The 25,551-nt window shown below is 59.5% G+C and carries 22 protein-coding genes, 1 tRNA gene and 3 pseudogenes; 11 read left to right on the forward strand and 15 right to left on the reverse strand.

Annotation, left to right across the window (positions count from 1 at the left end; all coding sequences use genetic code 11):
• Nucleotides 1-11: 11 nt before the first annotated feature.
• The 3 genes from NLM33_RS23650 to NLM33_RS49695 all read right to left on the reverse strand — a co-directional run bounded on the left by NLM33_RS23650 (nucleotide 12) and on the right by NLM33_RS49695 (nucleotide 1,957).
• Nucleotides 12-1,253 (reverse strand): amidohydrolase family protein, encoded by a 1,242-nt coding sequence (locus NLM33_RS23650; protein WP_254099223.1) that lies wholly within the window; start codon nucleotides 1,251-1,253, stop codon nucleotides 12-14.
• Between the two features lie 10 nt (nucleotides 1,254-1,263).
• Nucleotides 1,264-1,536, reverse strand: a complete 273-nt coding sequence (locus NLM33_RS23655) for a hypothetical protein (RefSeq protein WP_371929980.1) — start codon at nucleotides 1,534-1,536, stop codon at nucleotides 1,264-1,266.
• A gap of 61 nt (nucleotides 1,537-1,597) precedes the next feature.
• The gene (locus NLM33_RS49695) at nucleotides 1,598-1,957 is read right to left on the reverse strand and encodes a Rieske (2Fe-2S) protein (RefSeq protein WP_371929981.1); all 360 of its coding nucleotides are present in this window, start codon (nucleotides 1,955-1,957) and stop codon (nucleotides 1,598-1,600) included.
• A gap of 162 nt (nucleotides 1,958-2,119) precedes the next feature.
• Between NLM33_RS49695 and NLM33_RS23665 the strand changes: the two genes are divergently transcribed.
• Nucleotides 2,120-3,031, forward strand: coding sequence for a LysR substrate-binding domain-containing protein (locus NLM33_RS23665; RefSeq protein WP_254099229.1), 912 nt, complete (start codon nucleotides 2,120-2,122; stop codon nucleotides 3,029-3,031).
• 92 nt (nucleotides 3,032-3,123) lie between these two features.
• On the opposite strand, the gene NLM33_RS23670 is transcribed toward NLM33_RS23665, so the two are convergent.
• Complete coding sequence (locus NLM33_RS23670) at nucleotides 3,124-4,185, reverse strand: ABC transporter substrate-binding protein (protein ID WP_254099231.1); 1,062 nt, start codon at nucleotides 4,183-4,185, stop codon at nucleotides 3,124-3,126.
• Between the two features lie 169 nt (nucleotides 4,186-4,354).
• A complete protein-coding gene (locus tag NLM33_RS23675; protein WP_254105866.1) occupies nucleotides 4,355-4,891 on the reverse strand; it encodes a flavin reductase family protein in 537 nt (178 codons plus the stop codon).
• A gap of 355 nt (nucleotides 4,892-5,246) precedes the next feature.
• Here NLM33_RS23675 and NLM33_RS23680 point away from each other — a divergent pair.
• The 3 genes and pseudogenes from NLM33_RS23680 to NLM33_RS23690 all read left to right on the forward strand — a co-directional run bounded on the left by NLM33_RS23680 (nucleotide 5,247) and on the right by NLM33_RS23690 (nucleotide 7,504).
• Nucleotides 5,247-5,949: pseudogene (locus tag NLM33_RS23680) on the forward strand (ABC transporter ATP-binding protein).
• Nucleotides 5,946-6,725 carry an ABC transporter permease gene (locus NLM33_RS23685; protein WP_254099233.1) on the forward strand — a complete coding sequence of 260 codons (780 nt, stop codon included), beginning with the start codon at nucleotides 5,946-5,948 and terminating at the stop codon, nucleotides 6,723-6,725. The pseudogene NLM33_RS23680 and the gene NLM33_RS23685 overlap by 4 nt, the downstream one beginning before the upstream one ends.
• Nucleotides 6,725-7,504: an ABC transporter permease gene (locus tag NLM33_RS23690; protein WP_254099235.1), complete on the forward strand. Its 780-nt coding sequence runs from the start codon at nucleotides 6,725-6,727 to the stop codon at nucleotides 7,502-7,504. Before NLM33_RS23685 ends, NLM33_RS23690 begins: the two co-directional genes overlap by 1 nt.
• 67 nt (nucleotides 7,505-7,571) lie before the next feature.
• On the opposite strand, the gene NLM33_RS23695 is transcribed toward NLM33_RS23690, so the two are convergent.
• Nucleotides 7,572-8,279 carry a MarR family winged helix-turn-helix transcriptional regulator gene (locus tag NLM33_RS23695; RefSeq protein WP_254099237.1) on the reverse strand — a complete coding sequence of 236 codons (708 nt, stop codon included), beginning with the start codon at nucleotides 8,277-8,279 and terminating at the stop codon, nucleotides 7,572-7,574.
• A 79-nt stretch (nucleotides 8,280-8,358) separates the two neighbouring features.
• Here NLM33_RS23695 and NLM33_RS23700 point away from each other — a divergent pair, with 79 nt between their 5' ends.
• Nucleotides 8,359-9,852 (forward strand): 4-hydroxyphenylacetate 3-hydroxylase family protein, encoded by a 1,494-nt coding sequence (locus NLM33_RS23700; RefSeq protein ID WP_256570547.1) that lies wholly within the window; start codon nucleotides 8,359-8,361, stop codon nucleotides 9,850-9,852.
• Between the two features lie 79 nt (nucleotides 9,853-9,931).
• Here the strand turns inward: NLM33_RS23700 and NLM33_RS23705 are convergent, their stop codons facing one another.
• The 7 genes and pseudogenes from NLM33_RS23705 to NLM33_RS23735 all read right to left on the reverse strand — a co-directional run bounded on the left by NLM33_RS23705 (nucleotide 9,932) and on the right by NLM33_RS23735 (nucleotide 17,985).
• Nucleotides 9,932-11,431, reverse strand: coding sequence for a tripartite tricarboxylate transporter permease (locus tag NLM33_RS23705; protein WP_254099241.1), 1,500 nt, complete (start codon nucleotides 11,429-11,431; stop codon nucleotides 9,932-9,934).
• Between the two features lie 8 nt (nucleotides 11,432-11,439).
• Nucleotides 11,440-11,886, reverse strand: a complete 447-nt coding sequence (locus NLM33_RS23710; protein ID WP_256570548.1) for a tripartite tricarboxylate transporter TctB family protein — start codon at nucleotides 11,884-11,886, stop codon at nucleotides 11,440-11,442.
• A 111-nt stretch (nucleotides 11,887-11,997) separates the two neighbouring features.
• A pseudogene (locus NLM33_RS23715) lies at nucleotides 11,998-13,444 on the reverse strand (aldehyde dehydrogenase family protein).
• A gap of 48 nt (nucleotides 13,445-13,492) precedes the next feature.
• Nucleotides 13,493-15,268, reverse strand: coding sequence for a thiamine pyrophosphate-binding protein (locus NLM33_RS23720; RefSeq protein WP_254099245.1), 1,776 nt, complete (start codon nucleotides 15,266-15,268; stop codon nucleotides 13,493-13,495).
• A complete protein-coding gene (locus NLM33_RS23725; protein WP_254099247.1) occupies nucleotides 15,255-16,400 on the reverse strand; it encodes an alpha-hydroxy acid oxidase in 1,146 nt (381 codons plus the stop codon). The genes NLM33_RS23720 and NLM33_RS23725 overlap by 14 nt, the downstream gene beginning before the upstream one ends.
• A 224-nt stretch (nucleotides 16,401-16,624) precedes the next feature.
• The gene (locus NLM33_RS23730) at nucleotides 16,625-17,311 is read right to left on the reverse strand and encodes a GntR family transcriptional regulator (protein ID WP_254105867.1); all 687 of its coding nucleotides are present in this window, start codon (nucleotides 17,309-17,311) and stop codon (nucleotides 16,625-16,627) included.
• Between the two features lie 2 nt (nucleotides 17,312-17,313).
• Nucleotides 17,314-17,985, reverse strand: coding sequence for a DUF4286 family protein (locus tag NLM33_RS23735; protein WP_254099249.1), 672 nt, complete (start codon nucleotides 17,983-17,985; stop codon nucleotides 17,314-17,316).
• 83 nt (nucleotides 17,986-18,068) lie between these two features.
• On the opposite strand from NLM33_RS23735, the gene NLM33_RS23740 reads away from it, so the two are divergent.
• The 6 genes from NLM33_RS23740 (at nucleotide 18,069) to NLM33_RS23765 (ending at nucleotide 23,819) form a co-directional block, all read left to right on the forward strand.
• Complete coding sequence (locus tag NLM33_RS23740; protein WP_254099251.1) at nucleotides 18,069-18,656, forward strand: amino acid synthesis family protein; 588 nt, start codon at nucleotides 18,069-18,071, stop codon at nucleotides 18,654-18,656.
• Between the two features lie 29 nt (nucleotides 18,657-18,685).
• Entirely contained in the window at nucleotides 18,686-19,849 is a 1,164-nt protein-coding gene (locus NLM33_RS23745; RefSeq protein WP_254099253.1) for an amidohydrolase family protein, read from the forward strand.
• Nucleotides 19,850-19,950: 101 nt separating this feature from the next.
• A complete protein-coding gene (locus NLM33_RS23750) occupies nucleotides 19,951-20,976 on the forward strand; it encodes a TRAP transporter substrate-binding protein (RefSeq protein WP_254099255.1) in 1,026 nt (341 codons plus the stop codon).
• Nucleotides 20,973-21,506 carry a TRAP transporter small permease gene (locus NLM33_RS23755; protein ID WP_254099257.1) on the forward strand — a complete coding sequence of 178 codons (534 nt, stop codon included), beginning with the start codon at nucleotides 20,973-20,975 and terminating at the stop codon, nucleotides 21,504-21,506. The genes NLM33_RS23750 and NLM33_RS23755 overlap by 4 nt, the downstream gene beginning before the upstream one ends.
• Before the next feature lie 16 nt (nucleotides 21,507-21,522).
• Complete coding sequence (locus NLM33_RS23760) at nucleotides 21,523-22,800, forward strand: TRAP transporter large permease (protein WP_254099259.1); 1,278 nt, start codon at nucleotides 21,523-21,525, stop codon at nucleotides 22,798-22,800.
• Between the two features lie 74 nt (nucleotides 22,801-22,874).
• Nucleotides 22,875-23,819: a tripartite tricarboxylate transporter substrate binding protein gene (locus tag NLM33_RS23765; RefSeq protein ID WP_254099261.1), complete on the forward strand. Its 945-nt coding sequence runs from the start codon at nucleotides 22,875-22,877 to the stop codon at nucleotides 23,817-23,819.
• 168 nt (nucleotides 23,820-23,987) lie between these two features.
• Here the strand turns inward: NLM33_RS23765 and NLM33_RS23770 are convergent.
• Nucleotides 23,988-24,080, reverse strand: a tRNA-OTHER gene (locus tag NLM33_RS23770).
• Nucleotides 24,050-24,723 (reverse strand): annotated as a pseudogene (gene tenA / locus NLM33_RS23775) (thiaminase II). The gene NLM33_RS23770 and the pseudogene tenA overlap by 31 nt, the downstream one beginning before the upstream one ends.
• Nucleotides 24,724-25,551: the final 828 nt, after the last annotated feature.

Below are 25,551 nucleotides of genomic sequence, written 5' to 3' on the forward strand. Positions count from 1 at the left end.
TTCAGACGATGTCAACCGTTGCTCGATTTGAACGGCTGCGGATGTGCCGGAAAGCGGGCGGAGCTGTCGATATTGAATATGCGCTGGGCGTTGAGACCGAGGATATTGCGCTTGGCTTGCTCGTCCAGGAACGGAAGGTCCCAGATCGTGCTCGGCAGATCCATGTCCCAATGGGGATAGTCCGACGAGTACAGCAACTGGGTCCTGGCGTTGATCATCTCGAAGGTCAGCTCAAGCGCCTTGCTGTTGTTGACCATTTCCATCGGCTGCGTCGTGTAGAACATGTCGCGCATATAGTCGCTGGGCAGCTTTTTCAGCGCGGGACATTCCGACGTCCGCATCCGGTAATCGTTGTCGAGGCGCTGCATCAGCCACGGCACCCAGGCGATGCCAGATTCGATCCAGATCACTTTCAATTTCGGGAAACGTTCCGGCAGCCCGTTGACGACCCAGTTGGCGCAATGAACGGCGTTGAAGAAGGTGAAGCCCAGCGCATGCGCCGTAATGAAGCGATTGGTCGTTGCCATCATCTGGTCGGTCCAGTTGTAGGAACCGTGGAACGCCAGTGGCAATCCCATTTCCTCTAGCAATCGGTACGATTTCATATAGGCGTTGTCGTAGACACCCTTGTAGCGTGTCGACACCACCATGAATCCGATCACGCCCTTGCAAGTGCCGAACTCCTGAATCATCCTGTACGTCGCTTCGGGATCATTGAAGGGCAGATACAGCATGGTGCGCAGCCGCGGATTGAGCGGCAGCAACCTCTCGATCATCCAGCGATTGTAGGCGCGAGCCATCTGGGTCTCGACTTCGGCTTGCGGATGCAGGCCCAGAAACAGCATTGGGGTCGGAAACAGGCAGGCATAGTCCACACTGAGCGAATCCATCCAGCTCATGGCCTGCTCGGCATCGCGATGAGCGCCGACGCCGACGGTTTTCTCGGTTTTCCGGCCAAAGTAGCGCGTGACGCGGCCGCCGAGGTCCTGATAGCCGGGCTGATCGTACAGCAAGGCGGAAACGCTCTTTGTCTTTAGCGTGTTCAGCATCACCTGGCGAAGCGGCTCGTTCTCGACATACTGAATCACCTCGACAATGTTGTCGGTCTCGTAGTGATGACAGTCGACGTCGATGATCAGCACGTCATCGAGACCGCGATCTTCCGCCTGTTTACGGGCATTGGCGAGATGCCGACGAGTCTCGAAGCCATTCATCGACAGGTCGTATTCGGGAGCGCTCGAACGAAAATCCATATCATTCACCTCAACGCGTTCCCGACCAGGACTGCCACATGCCGAGCTCGAACAATTCGAGGTTGGCTGATTTCAGCAGACCGGTCGCAGCGACCATGATGGAAGTTGCACTGATCTGCGTCCCGACGGGCAGTGGCAGAGATTTCTCGCCACCGTCGAACTTGGTTCCGAGCATGTTGACGCCGGCCGTGAACAGATCATGCAGCGAGGTCACGGGAAACCGATCGGCCTCGCCGTTGGCCTCGATGTCACGCATCAATCGCGCCAGCTCGGCGATCAACATTGCCGCTCTTGCGCAGTCCGGCGAAGGAGAAGCCGGCGATGGTGCCGCTGAGGTATCCAACTCATACAACGACATAGATGTCCCCGTCCCGCTCGACGACCTCAAACTTGCGGATGCCGTGCTTGCCGTCGCCGGCGCAGCGGCCTGTCTCGACGTTGAACTCCCAGCCATGCCAAGGGCAGACCAGATGCAGATCTTCGGTAAAGCGCATGCCGTGATAGGTGCGATCTTCCGCAATGATTTCTTCCGGCCTGTGCACCAGGACGCCTTCGCAGACCGGACCGCCCTGGTGCGGACAAAGGTTGAGAAAGGCGTGGAGCCTGCCCTTGGCGCGAAGCACACCGATCTGCTGCTTCCGATGTTCGATCAAGGCGCGATCGCCTTCCTTCAAATCTGCGGATCGCCCAGCAAAAACTTCCATCCGATATCCTCACGAGCTATGCCGCATGCAGATTGGCGATCGATTGACCTTGTGGGAAACGAGAATTCTTCCAAAGCTTATGAAAATGCTGAATATGCCATTCCGCCGCGGATAGCCGCGAGACAATGAGCCCCGAGCGAGCGTAAGATGCACAACAGATACTTGCCCTCGACCAGCTATTTGCTGGCTTTCGAATCCGCAGCGCGGCACCTGAGCTTCACCCGCACCGCGATGGAGCTCAACATCACCCAGACTGCCGTCAGTCACAGGATCAAGGCGCTCGAGGATTTTGTCGGTGTGCGGCTCTTCGACCGCGACACCACCTTCATTCGCCTCACACCGTGGGGGCACGAATATCTGGAAACCGTCCGCGGCGCCCTGACTGCCATCTCCGGCGCAACGTCGCGCCTGATCGACGGCCAAAACGAGAACTCGTTGTCGATTACAGCGCACATCAATTTCGGATTGAACTACCTGATCCCTCTTCTGCCCGATTTTCGAAAAGCGTTTCCCAAAATCGCGTTGCGGGTCAACACAATCACCTCGTTCGATGAGCTCGAACGGCACGACTACGACGTGGCCGTGCGTTACGGATCCGGACATTGGCCCGGTTACGTCTCTTGCCGACTCAGCCATGACGAGTGCTTCCCGGTCTGTAGCCCGGGACTGCTGAAGTCCGGAGTCGTCCTGACGAACCCCCTGGACCTGAACGGCGCGCCGATCATCCGCACCGCGTCGCAGATACTTGGCGACGACTGGCCTCAATGGCTGGAAGCCGCGGAGGCAAAAGACGTCCAATTGAACGATGCAATCGTTTGCGATCGGCTCTTTGCAACCGTGCAAGCAGCAGTTCACGGCCTGGGGGTCGCGATGGGGCGCGCGTCCGTCGTCAACAACGAGTTGGCGACAGGCGCTCTGATCGAACCCTTTTGCATCCGCCTGCCGCTGACCACCGGCGCTTACATCACTGCCGATGTCGATAAGGCCACGCGCCCTGTGGTGCAGGACTTTACAAATTGGCTGATAAGCCGAATTGGCGGCCACGAGCCGATTTCTCCGCCACCCGCGGTGTAGCGCGTACGCCTTGTGCCGCGGATCGACGGGGCGGTATTCGGCGGAGCGCTGCCCCGCCGAAAGCAGATTTCGGTGGACTGGTTTCTGCAAGGTCATCCGCTGCAGGGAAATGGAAGATAGGACCGGTCAATGACTTTCGCGGCGTCGATCGACGTCGCAATCAAGCCTTCGCGCGCCATGGCGTCCAGCGGCCCCTGAAACAGCGCTGGCGAGAGACATGCGTTGGGGTCGCGGTAATAGTCTTTCTCGGTCAGAAAAAATGAATCGATCACCTCAGGCGGGGATTTGGACAACGCGGCCGTAACCTCAATGGCCTTCTTGCGGTTTGCCGGATCGTAGAGCCACTTCAGCGCATCGACATAGTCCGCAAGCCACGCCCTGACGGCCCCAGGTTGCGCCTTGAGATAGTCGTTGGTCGCGGCCTGGAAGATCACCGCATAGGGCGGAAACGCGTCTCGTCCCTGGAACACCTGACGAATTCCGCCCTTGGCGCGCTCATTGGCAATGAAGGGGAGCGGCAACACGCCGGCATCCACGCGCTTTTCGCGGATCGCAGCCCCGATGCTCGGGAACGATATCTCGACGATCTTCACGTCCTTGCGCGGATCGATGTTGTTCTTCTTCAATACCACGCGCAGCAGAAGGTCGGTCGCAGTACCGAATGCATTGACCGCAATCGTCTTGCCCTTGAGATCGGCAACGCCGTGGATCGGGCTATCTTCAAGTGTGTAAAAGCCCTGCGTTGCGTAACCTTCGCGCGCATCCTGGAAATTGTCGGCAATTGCCTTGATGCCGTTCGGCACGGCTCCGCGGGCGACGGTGGTGGCGAACGCCGGCAGGGACAGCGTGGCGAGATCGGCTTGACCCGCGGCAAGCAGCGACGCCGCTTCCGGCGTACCGCGCGTATAGGTCACATCGAGGATGTACTCCTTGCCGTGACGCTTCAAAACGTTCTCCTTCATCCAATCGGTGAAAAGAACGGTATTGATCTCGTTCGCGCCCAGTCCGCCGCCCGTTGCATAGCGAATGTGCGGGATGCCCTGCCCGCGGGCAGCATGGGGAGAGACAACCGCCGCCGCCGAGATGGCCGCGCCGATCTGCAGGATCGCGCGGCGCGAGATTGGTTTGGCCGCCTTTATCACCGGGGCAGGCATGGATATCGTCTCCTTCGGCTCGGACAATTGGACATTAGGATCGTAAGACAATATCATCTGGCGATCGATGTCCGGTGACCAAAATGGCGTCTTTGGTGCGAAAGCTGCTGAGCTCGCGACCGACCTGATCCGCGGCCGTACGCTTCTTCTCGCGGCGACGATCTGATCGCTACCAGCCGTGCAGCAGGTGATCGACTCCTTGCGGTGTGTCGATCGCGAGGTCGGGGTCGATCTCTCGGTAACGCCCGCGATAGAAAAGGAGCGGACGCGGGTTACTGCTCGACGTGGTCGTATACGACATCACGCGGCCGACCAGGATCAGATGATCCCCGCCGTCATGCTTGGCATAATCCTCACATTCGAAGCAGGCGCTGGCATGGGGGATGAGCGGCAGGCCGTTAGCGCCAGTCATTTCTGCCATGCCGTCCCATTTGTCCGTGAGCGCGCGCGCAAAGCGGTTCGAAACATCGCTCTGCGCTTCGCTCAGGATGTTGACGGCATAGTGCTTCGCGCCGGCCCAGGTATCGTAGGCCTTGGCGCTGCAAGCGATACTGAACAGAATCAGCGGAGGATCAAGAGATACCGAATTGAACGAACTCACCGTAGCGCCGATGCGTTCACCATCGGGCGCCAACGTGGTCACGATCGCAACACCGGTCGGAAACAGGCCGAGCGCATTACGAAATGCCCGGGAATCTATCGTCATCACAGGAGCTCCAGGATTACGGATCAAAAGGTTGCCGCCCCGGCCAACCGGGAGACGCAAAGTCGCGGATGGATTTCCAGACCTCGAACGATCTGTCTGGCCGTGGCGCGAAAAAGGCCCATCGATGCTCACCATTGAGGCAGAGGATTGACAGCAGATTGTCATATGATCTTAATGTCTGATTATAGAACTAGGCACCCGGAATCGAACGATGGGATTGATGGAATTGACGCGACCGTCTCCAGCAACGCAGGACATCGGTCCGACCCGTCCAGGTTCGAAGATCGCCATCACCGGCGTTTCGAAGCAATTCGAGCGTCGCGGGGAATCGGTGTCGGCGCTCGATCGCGTCGATATGTCCATTGCGGATGGCGAGTTCGTCTCGATCGTCGGCCCGTCGGGCTGCGGCAAGAGCACGCTGCTCTATATGCTCGGCGGCTTCGTCGCCTTCGGAAGGGCTGATCGAAGCCAACGGCCGCCGCGTCACCGGACCGGGCATCGATCGAGGGGTGGTCTTTCAGGAATACGCCCTGTTTCCCTGGCTATCCGTGGAAGACAACATCGGCTACGCGCTCGCGCAGAAGGGCATGAAACGGGACGAGCAGCAGCATATCGTATCGCGCTACGTCAAGCTCATGGGCCTGTCGGGGTTCGAAAGGTCATTTCCGCGGGAACTTTCCGGTGGGATGAAACAGCGGGTGGCTCTGGCGCGTACGTTTGCCTACGAACCGGATATACTGCTGCTCGACGAGCCGTTCGGCGCCCTCGACGCGCAAACGCGCGAGGTCATGCAAGACGAGCTGCTGCGGCTTTGGAAACTCAATCGCAAGACCGTGGTGATGGTGACGCATGACGTGGACGAGGCCGTCTATCTGTCGAACCGCGTCTGTGTGATGTCCAAGCGCCCCGGACGTATGGTCGAGGAATTCCGGATCGTTCTCGATCACACGCAAACGCGCGAGAACGTTGTATTGTCGGATACTTACCGCGAATTTCGCAACGCGGTGTGGCTTTCGGTACGCCGCCAGGTGACGCCAGCAAACGGCGCGCCGGCATGATCGGACCGTCTTTCCGACACTTCGTCGATCAAGCTGTGCCGATCGCGCTGTTCATTGCGATCTGGCAGATCCTGCCGTCGGCCGGCCTGATCGATCCGGCCATTCTGCCGACCCCCCTGCTTGTCGGGAAGGCCTTGTGGCAACTGGGTCAGACCAAATCCTTCTACATGGACCTGGGCATGACACTGTGGCGCGGCTTCGCCGGCCTGATGGTGGGCGCCGGACTAGGCATTCCACTCGGCGTACTTATGGCCACCAGCGCGCGCGCTCATGCTTTCTTCGATCCGCTGGTCAAGGCGACCTACTCGCTCCCCAAGACCGCGCTGGTCCCGCTCTTCATTCTGTGGTTCGGCATCGGCAGCATGACCAGCATCGTCGCGGTCGCGATGTCGACCATGTTGCCGCTCATCGTCTATACCTATCATGGCGTTCAAGGTACGCCCAACATCCTTGTCTGGAGTGCCCAGGCCATGGGGACCAATGCCCGGGCGCTGACTTGGCGCGTGAGGCTACGCTCGGCACAACACGGCATCCTGACCGGCTTAAGGATCGGGCTTGGCTTCTCATTCCTGATTGCGATTGCAGCGGAGATGATTGCGGCCAAGGTCGGTATCGGCAAGTTGCTGTTCATGTACGGCGAGACCGGTTCCTACGACTATATGTTTGCTGCCGTTGCCGCCGTGGTTTTGTCCGCCTATGTGGCCGACCAGGCGTTGCTATGGATTTCCAACTATTGCCTGCGTTGGCAACAACCACTGCTGGCGGGGCAAGGCTGATGGTGACCGAACGGACGAAACGTAGCGGCTTCATCGAAGCCGCATCGTCCCTCTACCCTCTCATCCTTGTAGCTGCCGCCTGGGAGATGGTGACGCGTGCCGGATTGGTTCGGCCGATCTTCCTGCCGCCACTGTCGCAGGTCATTGCAAGCTTTCCGGACTTGCTTGGCAATGGCGAGATTCTGTCCCCCCTGGCCATCAGCCTGGGCCGCGCGGCAGCCGGCCTTGCCATCGCCGCGGTCGCGGGAATTTCGCTCGGCTTTCTGATGGCACGGATCCGCTGGATCAGATGGCTGTTCGAACCTCTCATCGCCCTGAATTTCCCGTCCCCCAAAGTCGCCTTCCTGCCGATCTTCATTCTCTGGTTCGGAATCGACCATATGTCGAAGATCGCGCTCGTCGTCACGACCTGCATCTTCCCTTTCATCATCGCCGCCGAAGCCGGCGCGCGGACTGTGCCGCGTGCGCAGATCTGGGCCGCCGAAATGATGGGCACGTCGCGCTTCAACATATTGGCCCGGCTGATCCTTCCAGCGGCCTTGCCATCGCTGATGAGCGGCATTCGCATCGCTGTGCCCTACGCCCTGGTCTCGACGTTCACCGCGGAAATGATCGCCGGCGGGGGCGGTCTCGGCGGCGGCCTCGTCTATGCGCAACGGCTCTTCGAAACAACCACGGTATTTGCGCTGCTTCTGCTCATGATGCTCACCGGATACTTGATCGATTTTGCCGTGCTCGCGCTGCGCCGGCGTGTGCTGCACTGGCACGAAGAATCGTGAAACCGCCGACGTCCAAGAACCGAGCGGGCCGCAATCCATAAGGTGTAAAGTACGAGGTTGGCCGAATTCACTTCTCGACGAGCGCCGCCAGACGGCCCCAGCGGATCTCTGAGAATACCCGCTCGACGTTCACGGTCAGCGACTGCGTAACGCGGACGACGGCCTGAAAGTCCTGGTGGCTCACGCCTTCGAACAGAATGTCGTTGACCTGACGTACCAATGGGGCAATGCGCTCGACTTCGGCCTCTCCATACGGCGAGAGCGAAACCAGGACGCTGCGGCGGTCCACCTGATGCTGACGCTTGACCAGCAGACCATGCTTGATCAGCCGATTGACTTCTGTCGTCACGTGAGGCGCGGCCAGCCGCACATGCTCGGCAAGATCGCGGATGGTAACCCCGCTGGCCTTTTGCCGATAGGCGGTCCCAATCAGCACCGCGAATTGACTGCCGGTCAGGTCGAGTGCCTTGCCGAAAACATCCCGGCACCGCAGCAGACCGTCCAGCGCCGTGACCATGGCGTAAAGTCCATCGCGGAAGCCGCGATCATGACCGTCCTTGAGGAAATCTTCCCGCGAGATGGTGATTGGCGGGCTGTAGGCGCCATGATCAGGGCGCGCTGAAGCCGGCGCAGCCCTGCGCGGGCGCGCGTCGCCCCTGCGAACACCCGCCAGCCTCTGCGGGGCACCGCCGCTCGATCGCTTATTGCTCAAATCCGATACCTGTCTGCTTTGCAACGCACTCGATTTTTTAGCACCGTTAAATCCGGCCTCCAATCAATCTATTCCCGGCACAGTCAGTTGACAGCTACATATATATGTACATTATGTATGTATATCTAGTCAGGAGGCAGGGATGAGTTTGCAAAAGGTCAGCACCACCGCGCCCAACGGCGCATTCCGTACCGGCGCGGACTTTCTGGCCAATCTCGCGACGACGCCGCGTGCCGTGTTCGTCGATGGCGAACGCATTGCCGATCCGACGGCGCATTCGGCCTTCCGTCAGGGCGCCAGGCAGATTGCCTCTTTGTACGACTTCGCTTTTGCGCCTGAAAATCTTGAGGTCATGACGTATGTGGAACCCGAAACGGGGTTCCGCGCGCTTCGCTGCTACCAGATTCCGAAGACCCTCGCCGATCTGGCCGCCAAACGCCTCGCCGCCGAAAAGTGGGCCGAACAATCCTTCGGCTTGATGGGCAGAACCCCGGATCACGTGGCGAACTTTTTCACCGGATACGCCGCCAAACCATCGGTATTTGCCAAGTCGGGGCCGCAATACGCCGAGCGCGTCGTCAATTTCTACAAGTATCTTCGTGACCACCATCTATACGTCGCCTACGCAATCGTGCCGCCACAGATCGACCGCAGCAAATCCGCGGCCAACCAGTCCGAACCCGATCTCTATGCCGGTGTCGTCCGAGAGGTAGACGGCGGCATCATCGTCAAGGGAGGCCAGCAGCTCGCGACCGGCGGCGTCTTCGCGGACTATCTGCATCTCAGCAGCATCCATCCGCTGCAGCCCGGCGACGAGAACTATGCGATCAGCGTTGCGGTCCCGATGAACGCGCCCGGCGTCAAGCTGTTCTCCCGTCGCGCCTTCGCGATGCAGGCCACCAACTCCTACGATTATCCGCTGACCAGCCGCTTTGACGAGACGGATAGCTTCGTGGTGCTCGATGACGTGTTCGTACCGTGGGAGCACGTGTTCATCTACCGCGACATCGAACTGTGCCGCGATCAGTGGTGGAAGACCCCGTCGCACACCTACGGAAATCATCAGGCGCAGGCCCGTTTCGCCACCAAGCTCCGCTTCCTGATGGGCATGGCCAAGCGCATGAACGAAGCGACCGGCAATGACGGCGCCCCGCCGGTCATGGTGCAGATGGGAGAACTGGCTGCGCTGGCATCGATTGTGGAGGGAATGCTGCTCGCCCAGGAGGCGCTCGCCACTTTTGATGACGAAGGCGTGCTGTGGCCATCCAAGAACATGCTTTATGCGGTGATGGCATTGCAGGGCGAGATCAATCCGCGCATGATCGACATCGTGCGCGAACTGACCGGGGCAGCGATGATTACCCTGCCCTCTTCGGTCAAGGACTTTGAAAATCCGGAGAGCGTCCGCGATATCGAGCGTTACTACCGTTCGTCCAACATGAGCGCACGCGACCGCGTTGCCCTGATGCGGATGGCCTGGGACTTTATTGGCACCGAGTTCGGCAACCGTCACCAGCAATACGAGAAATTCTACGGCGGGGCGTCCTTCATCGTGAAGATGAATATGTTCCGGAACTACGACTTCAAACGGGCCGGTGCACTTGTCGATCGCGCGCTAAGCCTTCCACCGATTTGACGGCAGGCAAATTCATCTGCTTTGATCATTCAAATGGCGCCGATCGATACGGCGCCATTTTCCTTGCCGTTCTATCGTCTCACTCTTGCAGAGCTTCCTCTCGCTTGTCGCGAATCGACGGAACGACGAGGATGATCAAAAGCACGATTGCGGCGATGAGGAAGGACAGGCTGATCGGCTGAGTCACGAATGTGGACGGGTTTCCGCGCGAGATCAGGAGGGCCCGGCGCAGGTTTTCTTCCATCATTGGACCGAGAACGAAGCCAAGGATCAACGGCGCCGGCTCGCAATCGAGCTTGATGAAAATGTAGCCGAGCAGGCTGAGCGCGGCCAGAAGGTAGACGTCGAAGACATTGTTGCCTGCGGAATAAACACCGATGACGCAGAACGCGAGAATTGCGGGGAATAGCAGCCTGTAGGGAATCTTGAGCAGCTTGATCCAGATTCCGACGAGCGGCAGATTCAAGACCAACAGCATCAGGTTCCCGATCCACATCGATGCAATCAGGCCCCAGAACAACGACGGACGCTCGGTCATCACCGTCGGACCGGGCGTAATGCCCTGCACCATCAGCGCGCCGATCATCAGGGCCATCGTGGGATTCGACGGCACGCCGAGAGTGATCATCGGAATGAACGACGTTTGCGCGCCGGCGTTGTTGGCCGATTCCGGCCCGGCGACGCCGCGAATGTCGCCGTTGCCGAAATTACGCGGCGGCCTCGCGACCTTCTTTTCCAGCATATAGGAGGCGAACGATGCCAGCAGGGCACCGCCGCCAGGCAGCACGCCGAGTATCGATCCCAACGCGGTACCTCGCAATATCGAGGGCGTCGACAGCTTCAGATCTTCCAGTGACGGAAGCGCCCGGCCGATTGGCTGGGCCGTCACGTCCTGGTCCTGATCGGTCTCGAGATTGCTGACCACTTCCGAGATCCCGAACAACGCCATGCTGATGGCAATGAATCCCAGGCCATCCGTTAATTCCGGAATGCCAAAGCTGTACCGCGCTGTTCCCGAATTCAGATCGGTGCCGACCAGGCCAAGCAGCAGACCCAGCACGACCATGGCGATGGCCTTAATGACCGACCCGCGCGCGAGAACCACAGCAGCGATCAAACCAAACATCATCAACGAGAAATATTCGGCTGGACCGAAACGGAGGGCCACCTCGGTCAGCAGAGGTGCAAAATAGGCAATGGCGATGGTCGAGACGCAGCCTGCAAAGAACGAGCCGATCGCGGCTATGCCGAGCGCCGGGCCCGCGCGGCCCAGGCGCGCCATCCTGTATCCGTCAATCGCCGTGACCACTGACGACGATTCGCCGGGAATGTTCACAAGCACGGCCGTGGTCGAACCACCATATTGCGCGCCGTAATAGATGCCGGCGAGCATGATCAGCGCCGATTCCGGCGGCAAGACAAACGTTATCGGCAGCAGCATGGCGATGCTTGCAACGGGACCCAGGCCCGGCAGCACGCCGACCAGCGTCCCCAGAAGCACGCCGACGAAACAATACAGCAGGTTTGAAGCACTGAGCGCGACGCCGAAGCCAAGCCCGAGATTGGAAAGGATGTCCATGGCGGGTCCTAGAGCGCAGGCCAGAGAGAGATCGGCAGTTTCAGCGCATAGACGAACAGAGCCGACGACAGTGCCGCAAGGAATGCCGCGAGCAGTATTCCTTCACGCCAGCGGAATTCGCGATTGGCAAGCCCTCCCAGCAGCACGAGGACGATCAACGAAAGGACGAGACCAAGCGGACGCAGCAGCGCACCGAACAGGACGATGGCGCCAAGCAGGCAAACAAGTCCTCGCCAGTTCAGCGCCCGAACGGTATCTTCCGCACCCACGATGCTCTTGAAGGTGATCACGACACCTATCAATGCCAGCACGATCCCGAGAATCAGCGGGAAGAAGCCGGCGCCCATTCGCGATGCCGTCCCGAGGTTGTAACTTGGGGCGAGCACTGCGAAGCCTGTGCCAAAGGCCATAAACAACAGCCCGGACGCAAAGTCCTTTTGACTTTTCACGCGCATCTTTGATTCTGACCGTCGCTGAAGCCGCGATTTATTGGAAACACCCGGGTTGAAGATAGCCCGACAATCGAGAGGCGCCCGAACGAGTGCCCGTCTTCGCTTGTGTGGTGATCAGGCCATCTCGTAGCCAATAACGGCCTTGATCTCGAGAAAATCCTCGAGCCCGTAAAGACCCATTTCGCGACCGTTTCCCGACTGCTTGTAGCCGCCGAACGGCGCCTCGACATCCTGCAGCTTGCCGTGCGGCGCGCCATTCAGATAGACACGCCCCGCACGCAACCGCATCCCCACCCGGCGCGCCTCCTCCACGGTCCCGGCCCACACATATCCGGACAGGCCGTAGATCGTGCCATTTGCAATCGCGATCGCGTCGTCTTCGTCCTTGTATGAAATCATCGACAGGACCGGCCCGAAGATTTCCTGCTGGGCAATCGTCGAGTTCGGATCCACGTCGGCGAAAACCGTCGGCCGCACATAGTAGCCGCGGTTGAGGCCCGCCGGCTGCCCGGGACCGCCGGTCACCAGCCTGGATCCTTCCTTGATGCCGGCCTCGATCAGGTTCTGCACCCGGTCATATTGCATCTTGCTGACAAGCGGACCCAGTTTGGTTTCATCTGACAAGGGATCGCCCACCACCACAGCCTCAGCGGTGGCCTTCGCGAGCGCGACCGCTTCTTCCATCTGGTCCTTGTGAATCAACATCCGCGTCGGCGCCTGACACGATTGGCCGGTGTTGGTGAAGGAACGGAGGACTCCTGCCGGGACGGCCTTTGCAAGATCGGCGCCAGGAAGAATGACGTTGGCGGATTTTCCTCCCAGTTCCTGATGCACCCGCTTGACCGTATCGGCGGCCGATTTTGCAACCAGGATGCCCGCGCGCGTCGATCCGGTGAACGAAACCATATCGATATCCGGATGCGAAGAAATCGCCTCGCCAACCACCGGGCCATCGCCGTTTACGAGGTTGAAGACTCCCTTCGGCAAGCCCGCCTCATGCAGGACCTCGGTCAACAGTATCGCGCTGAGGGGCGCAACTTCGCTGGGCTTTGTCACCACCGTGCAGCCTGCCGCCAGTGCGGGAGCGAACTTCGATGCGATCTGGTTGATCGGCCAGTTCCCAGGGCGTAATGAAGCCACAGACGCCAATTGCCTCGCGCACAATGCGCGTGGTACCCATCATGTGACCGAAATCATAGTCCCGCAGCGTGACCCGCGCCTGTTTGAAGTGCGCCAGCGTGGTATCCGCCTGCACCGACTTGGCGAACCACAGCGGTGAACCCATTTCCGCGGTGATGACGGCCGCGATTTCGTCAAAGCGACGCTCGAACGCCACGATGATGCGGTCGAGCAGATCCAGCCGCTCCTGCTTGCTGGTTTGCGAGAACGACGGAAACGCCGCGCGCGCCGCTTTCACCGCGCGATCGACGTCCTCGGCGCATCCCAGGCTGATCTGTCCCGTCGGTTCTTCGGTTGCAGGATTGATGACGTCAAACAGGTCGGGCTTGACCGGATCGACCCATTCGCCATTGATGTAGAACTTGGTGTTGTTCTTGCTCATGATCTGTTCCTGAATCGGTTCAATTTGTCTGACTTCACTTGGGCGAATTCACTCGCCGCGGGAAAGCGGAGGGTTGGAATAGCCCGGCGCCACATGGGCATCGATCAAATACGGGCGGCCGGCGCGAACTGCGGCGAGGCCACGCTCGATGGCAGCCTCGAGCTCGCTGGCAGTCTTCACCGGACCTTCGGACGCAATGCCTTGCGCCTTTGCCATCGCAGCCAGATCAATCACCGGCTCGGCGATGCGCTGACCGATCCAGCGGTTCTCCGGCGGGCGCCCGCGCATCCGAGCGACGGCTTCCTGATGCAGTTCGTCGTTGAAGTTCGAACGATTGTTGCTGACGATGAACAGCGCAGGAATTCCGTAGTGAGCCGCGGTCCACAGGGCCGATACGCCCTGCATGAAATCGCCGTCGCCGAGAACCGCAACCACCGGACGGTTCTGATCCTTCAGCGCCAACGCGACACCAATCGTAAGGCCAGGACCGGCCGCGAGACCCGCACCGCCGTCATGTCCCATGAAATCCAGGGGATCGCGGAACTGATAGACGTCACCAGCCCAACCAATCGTGACATGGGCAAGCGTGAACGTCTGATTGCCACGCACCTTGGCAAGCGCAACCTCGATGTCGCGCGGCCCCATTTCCGTTTCAGCGTTCGGCGTATAGGCGGGTTTCGGAGCGGTGTTCCGATTGTCGCCTTTCCACAAGCTCTTGCCGGCAAGTCTGGTCTCCAGCACCGTCAGCACGTCCTCGACGAAGCCGTCTGCGCCAGCAACGACGGGAATGTCGACCGGCGGCAGTGCGAAATAGTCCATGCTCCAGCCGCGATGCAGACTGGCGTCGAGCGTTACATGGGCAATCTTTGCCGGATAAGCTTCCGTTTTCCGCATCATCTGCAGCAAGACTCCATTGAGATCGACCCAATCGAAGCTGACGATCACATCGGCTTTGCGTACGGCTTCCTTCGCGGTCGGGCTTAACCAATAAAAGGGCGGCACGGCGTGCAGCTTGTGCTCGGTCGGAAAAATCGCGCGCTCGCGAATGGAGGTCATTACCGACGCACCAGTCAGCTCGGCAAGCTTGACGCGATTGTCCCATGCCTCGCGCGAACGGCCCCCTCGCCCGAACAGAATCAACGGGTTCTTGGCGCTGGCCAGCAGTCCGGCCACGGCCTCGATATCTTTCCGGCTCGCGCGCGGCGGCGTGGCGGGCTGATACCGCGTGGTGGATGGTACCTGCATCGGCTCGTCGAGTTTCTGCTCCTGCAGGCCGGCATCGAGACAGATATAGACCGGGGCGGTCGGCTGGCTGTTGGTGAGTTGCGCACCGCGGAGAAAGGCCTCGACGATGCCGTGCGGCGAGCGCGGCTCGTCATCCCATTTGATAAAGTCGCGCAGCAAGGCACCTTGATCCTTGGCCGTATGAATCCAGTCGATCCAGGGTCGACGCTTTTCCGGCGCTACAGGACCGGTCGCTCCGATCACGATCATCGGCGCACGATCGCACCATGCATTGAAAATGCCCATGGAGCCGTGCAGGAGACCGACATTGCTGTGCAAGACGCAAGCCATCGCCTTGTCGGTCGCCTTCGCGTAGCCGTGCGCGATCGAAACGACATGATCTTCGTTGAGACACAGCAGCATCTGTGGCGTTTCATTGCCAAGATTGTTGACCAGGCTGTCGTGGAAGCCGCGGTAGCTGGCCCCCGGGTTCAGCGCGACATAAGGAATATCAAGGACGCGAAGCATCTGCGCCGCAACGTCGCTGCCCCATTCGGCTGCATTGGAGGGGGTCACCGCGGGACGTTCAATATTCTTCATCGTTCCATACTTCCTCGGTAGGCGCTGCTGTTCGCCTGGTGCGCAGCGCGGTTCGTTGAGTTAAGGGATTCGACGCGATCGGTGCAGCTTGCCGCAGATAATCTGGACCGAGGTCGGCGAGACCGGGACATCCCAGAAGCGCCAGCGACGTTGCGATCTCGTCGTGCAGGATCGTCAGCAGCCGTGATACGCCGGCTGCGCCATTGGCTGCGAGCCCGGCGGCTTGCGCCTTGCCGATGCCGACGAAATCCGCTCCCAGCGCGATGGCCTTCAGCACATCGGTGCCATGGAGAAAGCCGCCATCGATGAAGATCTTGCAGCGGCCCGCGGTAGCTTGCGCAACCACCTGAAGCTGATCAAGTGTCGCAGAGGTATGGTCAAGCTGACGGCCGCCGTGATTGGAGATGTACACCACGTCGACGCCGTTCTCGACACAAAGCGCCGCGTCATCTGCAGTCATGATGCCCTTGAGGATCAGCGGCATTGCGGTTCGGCGACGCAGCCAGCCTATCGTGTCCCAGGTTAGTGCCGCCTGCTCGCGGGTAATCTGGACGTCATGACGATCGGCAAAGTTGACGCGGTCGACCGCGGCGGCGGAGGAGAAGCCGTTGCTCAGGTCCCTCTCGCGCCGGCCGTAAACGGCAGAATCGACGGTCATGCACAGCGCAACGCAGCCCGCCCCCTCCGCGCGCCCGACGATACCATCGAGCCAGTTCCGATCGCCGCGCATATAGAGCTGCAGGACGAGATCGGTCTTTGGAGAGAGCCGCGCAACGTCCTCCAGGGAGGGCTGGGCCATGATACTGAGAAACATCGGCACGCCGGCATTCGCGGCAGCTTTCGCACAAGCAAGCGCGGCCTCCGGATCGAAGAGACCGAGAGAGCCGATCGGCGCCAGAAAGATCGGCAAGGATGCAATACGATCGAAGAAAGGGCGTTCAATCGAAAGTTTGGAGACGTCGCGCAGAACGCGCGGCAAAAACTCGCGTGAATCCAGCGCCATTCTGTTGCGCGCGATCGTCGTCTCGGTTTCGGAGCCGCCTACGAAATAGTCCCAGACCTCCGGACGGAGCCGACGAGCCGCAAGTCCAAACAGCCCTGCAATCGTGCGCTCGTCATTCGAATGCTCCATGCCCGACTACATCAACCCATCAATTCAGATGTGATGACGTTATGATTGTCAGACAATCATGTCAATGATGCGCCTGCGCTTTTGCAGGCCTGCGCAACGATTGAGCAGCACCGACCCGAACGATGCAAAACTGATTTGAGACACGCGAATGCAAAAACGGTCGAGCGAACGGATCCAGCCCTTCAGGAAGTCGCCCGCCTGGCCTCCTGCTGAAGTTGACGGGGCTAAGCAGCGCTCTCGTCAGCGTTCATGAGTTCGTAGGCGGCATTTGCCGACGCATGGGCATTCTCGACATGCTTGATTGCGGCATTGCGAGCTGCATTGCTGTTCTTTGCGGCGATTGCCTCGTAGATCGCCTTCATTTCCTGCAAGCTTACCTTGGCTCGGCCTGGCCGCGACATCGACCGGGCACGCAGGAAGTTGATCCTGGCCAACAGGCCGGACAGAGTCTCCTCGATGATCCGATTGCCGCAGATACGCAGAATATGGGCATAGAACTCTGCGGTCGACGCGACTTCTGCCTGCATGTCGTTAACGCGTGCCGCCTTGCCGAAGGCGGCAAGAGACGCACGCATTAGCTTGAGATCGTCTGCACTGGCACGCTTGGCAGCGATGAAGGCGGCCTCACCTTCAAGCAACGCACGCACCTGATAGATCTCGGCCGCCTGCTCCCGGGTCAGAACCGGTATTTGCGGCCCGCGATTGGGTATGATCTCGACCAGCCGCTCCGCCTCGAGGCTCCTCAACGCCTCCCGGATCGAAGACCGGCTCACCCCCAGCATTTCGCAGAGCTCAGCTTCCACCAAACGATCGCCTGGCTTGAATATGCCCTCGATGATTGCCTCGCGGAGCTTCTCAACGATCTGTAGCTGAACGGTCTTGGGCGATATCCGAAGGTTATGAGTCGCCATCTTTATCGTTTTCCGATTTGCCGCGACCCGATGCGATCGAACACGGTATAGCTTGCCTTGAACCAATCATTCTTCGCGAGACGGTCGCGCCAAGCCGTTTTCCTGGCCTTCTCCCGCTCAGGCGACTGTAAAGCCCGCGCATCGGCGAGATAATGCAATGCGATATGAGTGTAGCTTTCAGGAACGCCATCGGTAACGCGCATTCGCCGTACCATCAACCAATCTGAACACTCCATCAACAGCGGAATATGCTCGGTTTCATACCATGCGTCGAAATCCGGACGCGCTTCGGCAGGAATATTGAAGCACACCGCATACAATACGGGCGCATCCAGCAGTGCTGAATTCGCGTTCTCGGCCGGCCGCACCGACGCCTCGCTCGCGAGGTCGCGCGTGAAACCCGTAACATTGGCCAACATCCACGCGGTCTCTTCCGATGGATTGTTTTTGATGACTTTATAGGCATCGCTGGACAAAACATCGACATTGTCCATCTCGTAGACCGCTAGATAGCCCGGACCATCCTGGCGCCGATAGCGCTGCGCGCTGATGAAGCCCGGACAGCCCATTCGCACCGGGATGTGATGCGTGTCGTACCAGTTGTGAAATCTGGCGGTGCCCCCTTCTCCAGGAGTCATTTCCGAGAACAGAACAGCTTGGCCCTTGATTTGCATCTAATAACGCCTGATTGACAGATTGTCCGACGAAATGCTAGCTGTTTGCCCGCTTCTGTCAAGTACTTCGAAAGTCGCCAAGAATGGAACTGAATATTCGCCGAACTTACGCCCTCGTCGAGAACAAGAGCGAGTTGGCAGGACAAAGAGTTGCCACTCCGATCCGCAAGGTTGCCGTGGTCGCAGTCCTCGCCAATCCATATGTCGGCCGGTACGTCGAAGACTTGACTTCTCTGATCGAAGCAAGCGTTGGCCTCGGCGCCTCGATGGGCCAAATGTGCATGGAAGCTCTCGGTCCTTATAAAGCGCAGAGCTACGGCAAGGGCGCGCTCGTCGGACTGGATGGCGATGCCGAGCATGCCAGCGCGTTGGTTACGACCGCTTATGCCAACCCGATCCGCGACGCGATCGGCGGCGGCAAGGCCTGGATCTCATCCATGGTCAAGCTGTCGCCCCCGGGGGGCCTGATCGACATCCCAATGAACCATAAGGACGATGTCTATGTCCGTTCGCACTATGACGGGATGACCATCGCCTTGCAGGATACGCCGATGCCCGACGAGATCGCCATCATCTTCTGCATGGCGAGCCACGGCCGCCTCAATGCGAGGGTCGGCGGGTTGACCCATGACGAAGTGGTCAGGCGCGACAATCTGAAAGAGCTCCAATGAAGACGGCGGTTGTCAACCTCGGGTCGATCATGAGCGGCGACCTGAAATCACCGGTCATACCGGGTGACACCATCATCACGAATGAAGGCCTAATTGTTTCCGCCGGCACGGCCTCGAGCAATGCGGTCGAGAACTGTGACGTGGTGATCGATGCCGGCGGCGCCATCGCGATCCCGGGCCTGATCGACTCTCATGTTCACATCACCTTCGGAGACTATACGCCTCGCCAGAAGACAGTCGGCTTCCTCGAAAGCTATGTCCATGGCGGCGTCACGACGGCAATCAGCGCCTCCGAGGTTCATGTTCCCGGCCGTCCAAAGGACGTCGTTGGAATCAAGGCCCTGGCCGTCGCCGCCCACAAATGCTTCGAGACATATCGTCCCGGCGGCATGCGCGTGTGCGCGGGATCCTTGATCCTGGAGCCGGGCCTTCGCGAAACCGACTTCGACGATCTCGTTTCGTCCGGAGTCTGGATGGTGAAAGCCGGCTTCGGCGCGTTCAAAACGCCGTTCGAGTACGCGCCACTTGTTGCCATGGCCAAGTCGCGCGGCATGGTCTCAATGGTCCATACCGGCGGATCGTCCATCCCCGGGTCTTCCGGAATCTGGGCCGACCATGTTCTCGCGATCAATCCCGACGTATCGTATCACGTGAACGGCGGCCCGGTCGCGATGCCGGACGAGGACTTCCCCCGGCTCGTCAACGAGTCCGATGTCGCGATGCAGGTTTGCACCGCCGGAAATCTTAGAACAACGCTTCTCGTTGCGGATCTGCTGCGCAAGGCAGATCGCAACGAACGTCTGCTGATTGCGACGGACACGCCGACCGGAAGCGGCATCATGCCACTTGGCATGCTGTACACGATCAGCCACTTGTGTTCGCTCGGTGGCATGGCCCCCGAACTGGCCATTGCGGCCGCAACGGGCAACAATGCGCGCGTTTACCGCCTCAACAGTGGCGTAATCGCGCCCGGACGTGACGCCGATCTCGTCATCATCGATGCTTGCCTTGGCGGGTCGCAACCGGACGCTCTCTCGGCGCTTCGTAACGGCGATGTCCCCGCTGTCGGTGCTGTGATCACGGCTGGTATTCCGCGTTTCGTGGGGCGCAGCCGCAACACGCCGGAAGCGACACGCCGCGTTACCGTGTCTCAGAGCAAGGTCGTACAGGACTTCTCAGGAGCGGCGCACTAACACGTACGGAGCTTGCGATTGGCTCCCTTCTTGCACGGGATTCTGACGAGGACATAACGAACCGCCTTTTCAGTACGTCGACGGAGTGAGGAAGCACGAGAATGAAAACTGGATCTATCACGCGGCGGCGCTTCATCGTCTCCAGCGCAAGCGCCATTCCTTTAATCGCGGCGCCTGCAATCCTGTCGGCACAATCCACGCCGCTCACGATGAAGGTCGGAACGCCGACGCTGAATGACGTTCAGCATGAATGGATGAAGATCTTTCAGCGCATCCTCGAAGCGGACACCTCAGGTCAGATCAAGGTCGAGATATATCCCGCAAGTCAGCTCGGCTCGATCCCGCGCATGATTGAAGGCACGCAATTTGGATCGATACAGTGCTTTGTCGGCCCGCCGGAATTCCTGGTCGGCGTCGATAGTCGCTTCGAGGTGCTCGGTGCGCCCGGCCTCTTCAAGGATATGGCCCATGCCAATCGCGCGATCCAGGATGCGGCTTTCAACAAGGCCTTCCTCGCGCTCGGCGCCAACAAGGGATTGAAGGGAGTTGGCATCTTCGTGAGTGGACCAACGATCTTCAACACCCGCACCAGGATCGAAAAGCTTGGCGACTTCGAAGGGCAGAAGATTCGCGTCCTGGCGTCGGCGATCCAGACCGAACAATTGAAGAAGGTCAAGGCCACCGCCGTGCCTATGCCGCTCGGCGAGGTCCTGCCTGCACTCCAGCAAGGTACGATCGACGGTGTGATGAGCGTACTGTCTGTCCTCGCAGCGCTGCGCTTTTACGATGCGGCCAAATATGTGGTCGAGACCGATCAGGCGATGGTGACGGTCGCATCCGTCGTCAGCAAGCAGTGGTACGATGCGTTGCCACCTGCCCTGCAAATGAAGGTTGATGAGGCCGGCCACAAGGCGAGTGTCGAGGTCTTCCCGTGGGCTGTCGACTTCACTACGAAGCAACGCGCGGCATGGACGGCCAACGGAGGCGTCATCACCGAGCTTTCTGCGGAGGATCGCACCGAGTTCGTGAAGCGAGTGCGGCCGATTGGCGCCGAGGTCACGGCAAAGAAGGCTCCGGAGCGCGAGCTGTTCGAACTGCTATCCAAAACCGCGGAGGCCGCGGCGTGACAGCCGAGCTGGCCGGCGGCGGCGCGACCGCCACATCGCCCGGTAAGCTGCTCCGGCTTGGAAACGGCATTTCGATGCTATCGACCACGATTGCCGGCATCGCCATGCTTACGATCGTGGCGATCAACGGTGCAAACGTGGCTGGACGTTACTTCTTTGCGAGTCCGATACCCTGGGCCGAAGAGTCCATGCTCTATCTGATGATTCTGGTGGTATTTGCCGCTGTCGCGAGCGTTACCTGGAGAGGCGCACACATCAGGATCGAACTGATCCTTGAAGCGATGCCGTTTCGATTCCGGCAAATTGCCGCTCTGGCGTCGGCCATACTCACCATCGGAATCTGCCTGGTCGTGGCGCTTAGCAGTTTCGACGTTGTTTCCCAGCTTTACGCGTTCGATCAGCGCAGCGATGCCATGGAGTTTCCCGTCTGGATTCCGCAATCCGCAGTGTTGATCGGATTATTGCTGGTCGCCGCCATGACCGCATTGCGTCTGGTCGTCTACGGACCGACCGTCTCCGACCACTCCTGATATCGAAAGAATATCGATGAACGCGCTGGTCTTCGGAGTGTTGCCCATCACATTGCTGGCGATCGGCACGCCGATCTTCGTGACGTTGCTCATCGCAACAGCGGCCGGCATTCTGATGATGGGTGGCATTCCCTTGCGTGCCGTTCATACAGCCTTGTTCGGCAGCCTCGATGCCTTCTCCCTGCTCGCCGTTCCCCTGTTCATTCTTGCGGGCGACATCATGGCCCGCGGCGGCATCGCCCGCCGCTTGATCGAACTGATCATGGCCGTCGTCGGAGGCGTTCGCGGATCGTTGCCGTTGGCGACGGTTGCGTCGGCGTCGGCCTTTGGCGCGATGTCCGGATCAAGCGTCGCCTGCGTCGCAGCGATCGGCAAGCTTACACTGCCATCCCTCGAGAAAGCGGGTTACGGACGCACCTTTTCAGTCAGCCTCATCACCGCCACCGGCGTGATCGACGTGATTATCCCGCCGTCGATCCCGATGATCATCTACGCGATCGCTGCACAGCAATCGGCGACGCAATTGTTCCTGGCCGGCATCGTGCCAGGCCTGATCGTGGCATTTGCGCTGGGCATCTATGTGGTGATCTTGTCCAGGATGCGAAACATTCCGATTGGAGCGAAGCCGCGCTGGGACGTCATCTGGCCGGCGGCACGCCGTTCGGTATGGGCTGTGCTTGCGCCGGGCGTGATCCTCGGCGGCATCTATGGCGGTGTCTTCACGCCCACTGAGGCAGCTGGCATAGCATGCGTCTATTCGATCTTCGTTTCCGTGATGGTATATCGCGAACTCACATGGGCTGACATCTGGTCAATCACACTGGAATCGTCATTCCTGGTGGCTCAGATCATGATCATTGTCGCAGCCGCCGGCACCTTCTCCTGGCTGATCACGACCAGCGGCTTTCCGGCCATGCTTGTGTCCCTGATCGACAGCCTGTCACTGCAGACCTGGGCATTGCTACTCGCCATCAACATTCTCTTGCTGTTGGTCGGGAGCGTCCTGGAGCCGCCGGCCGCCATCCTTGTGCTGGCTCCACTGCTGACGCCAATTGCGAACAAGGCCGGTATCGATCCGATTCACTTCGGTATCATCGTCACCGTGAATCTCGCGATTGGAATGTTCATGCCGCCTTTCGGACTCAATTTGTTTGCGTCGAATGCGATCTTCAAGACACCGCTGCCGCAACTTTATCGAGGCGTGATCCCCTTCTTCTTTATCTACCTCTTCGTCCTCGCTTTGATCACCTACATCCCGGCCCTGACATTGGTGCCAATGGCGCTGTATCGCTGACGGTACGATCGGATGTCGGCTCTTCAATTCCCCCTGCTACACCGAAGGAGATTTTCCCGATGAGACGCATTCTGTTGATCGGGTTGTTCGGACTATTCGGCATTGCAGCAGCGGTGGCCGAGACGTTTCCATCGAAGCCCGTCACGCTTGTTATCCCCTATTCGCCGGGCGGATCGTCTGATGTCGTCGGACGCAGTCTGGCGCAGAAACTCAGTGAAATCTGGAAGCAGCCTGTGGTGGTCGAGAACCGTCCGGGAGCCACGACGACGGTCGGCGCGGAGTATGTCTCGCGTGCCGCACCGGATGGCTACACCATGCTGCTGGCCGCGCCTCCCTTCGTCATTACCCAATACGTCTATCCGAATCTCGGTTACGACACCGAGAAGAACTTTGAGCCCGTCTCATTGGTCGCTTACTTTCCGCTTATCATGGTCGTCAATCCATCGCTGCCCATCAACAACCTGAAGGAGCTAATCGAGTATTCGCGCAAGAACCCGGGTATGGTCTATCCCTCCCCCGGAGCGGGCACGACGCCTCATCTGATGGGTGAGATGCTTGCAAAGCACGAGAAACTCGACACCATCCATGCCCCCTACAAGAGTGGCGGACAGGGTGTCATCGATCTGGTCGCCGGCCGTTTGCAGTTTTTCGCCGGCGCGCCAGCCGAAGTCATGTCGCACATGAAAGGCGGCAAGCTTCGCGCGGTTGCCGTGCTCGACGACAAGCGGCTCTCAGTTCTTCCGGATCTCCTGACGTCACCCGAGCAAGGTTTCGGATATCTGCAGGCCCAAACCTGGTCGACGGTCGTCGTTCCCAAGGGCACCCCGAAGAGCATTGTCGACAAGATGAGTGGCGACATCGCCACGGCCTTGCAGGACCCGGGGTTGAAGGAACGACTCGTATCCCAAGGCGCGGTCGTCGTCGGATCAACGCCGGAGACGCTTCGCGATTTCTACCGCAAAGAGCACGCGAAATTTGGTCCGCTGGTCAAGGCAATCGGCCTGAAACCGGAGCAATAGGCCTGCCGATCTCGAAATTTCCCTCGATCTCCCGGTGCACAAATCGTGCACACACACCTTCTAACCGATTGAAAAATTTGAACTCACGCTCGAATCCATCATTGGACAAATTGTGGCGCCGTTCCCAGGCGCCAACTGCTTAGGCGGGTCTGACAGCAATCAACACTGCGAGCTGGATAGGATTTGAACCTATCACCTTCAGGTTATGAGCCTGACGATTGCCGAAACGGCTATTCGACACGCTGGCCCGCGCGCCAGCCCATCTCCCAGAAGTCTGCCTCGAGTCGGGTGGCTTCCTTGAAGATCGCAATCAGCTCTGCCTCGCGGGCCGGCGTGGCGTAGAGATCGGCGAGACGCTCCAGGTGCGCCCGCGCTTTCGCCGCGACCTCCTGGTATGGCACGCCGGCATACTCGGCGATCCAAACGCGATAGGGGTTCGTCGCAGCGTCCGCATCGGGTAGCGAGGCGAGCCGCGTTGCGATCTCCGCGTAGCCGATCACGCAAGGGGCAAGCGCCACCTTGAGTGCTAGCAGATCGCCGCGCATTCCTGCGTCGAGCACGTAGCGTGTATAGGCCAGCATCTCGACCGCCGGAGGGTTTGTTCAAGGTCGCTCGGGGACAGGCCCCAACCGGCACAGAGCTTCACATGCAGGTTCATCTCGACATCAAGGACGGCCGAGAGGCCGGCCGCTGCTTCACGCATGTCGGCAAGCTTGGGCGACTTGTAGACCGAGAGCGCATAGGCGCGAGCAAACTCGATAAGGAAAAGATAGTCCTGAGCGAGGTAGTGACGAAACGCCGCTTCGGCGAGCGAGCCGTCTGCCAACCCGTTCGTGAAGGGATGCTCGGTGTAGGCCCGCCACTCAGCGGATGCTTCTGTCTTTAGACGCTCGAAGAAACTCACGATCTTTTTTGCCTGGCTTGCTTTCCCATGAACGTCTTTGGCTCGCTACCGATAGCGCGTTGCGAACCGGGTGGACGCTGACCTTGAACAGGCCGCCGCGATCAGCCGGCACGATGGCGCACGGAATTCGCTGCCGCCGGTCGCGGGGACTGACTTGCGTTCTCACGTTATCACCAACAGATGGCACATGCCCTAAGTCCAAGTTTCAATTGTGGACGAACCGCACCAGTTTCGCACCAGAAACAACCCGCACGAAGCGCGACGAACGTGGTCGAATTCCACAGAAAGCGCAGGAAAATCAACGGCGGCGGCCATTATCCCGCGCTTCGTCACTCCCAGCCGTACTTTAGCGGTCCGCAAATTACATCTCCGGCTTCAATCTAGCCATGATTTCTCAGCCCGATCGTAGATGCGGCGGGTATTTTCGCCGAAGGATCGCGTTTCTAAGGGTCGAGAACCTGCGAGCGGAACGTGCAACTCGGCGATGTCCACACAAGACAATGCGCGTGATCCGGCGACGACTGCCGATGATTGCGATACGAGGATGCCGCGCCCTTGAGAGGCAATTCGCGATCTGGTCGAAACCGTAACGATGTTGTGTTGCGCGGAGTCCACGGGTCTGGATGGTTGCTGCCGTGGAATGACGGGCCGAATGAAATGCACTCCATTGAAGGACAAAGAATTTTCGATCTTCTCAGACTGAAACCCACTCTACGAGCTAGGCCCAGAAATCGGTTTCGTGCACCTGGGAGGCGCGGTCGGCTGTTTGCATGCTCGGCTTCGAGCGCTGGGACGCTGACCGAAGGAGGATCAAATGCAGGTTGCAAC

Source organism: Bradyrhizobium sp. CCGUVB1N3 (assembly GCF_024199925.1).
Taxonomy (GTDB): Bacteria; Pseudomonadota; Alphaproteobacteria; order Rhizobiales; family Xanthobacteraceae; genus Bradyrhizobium.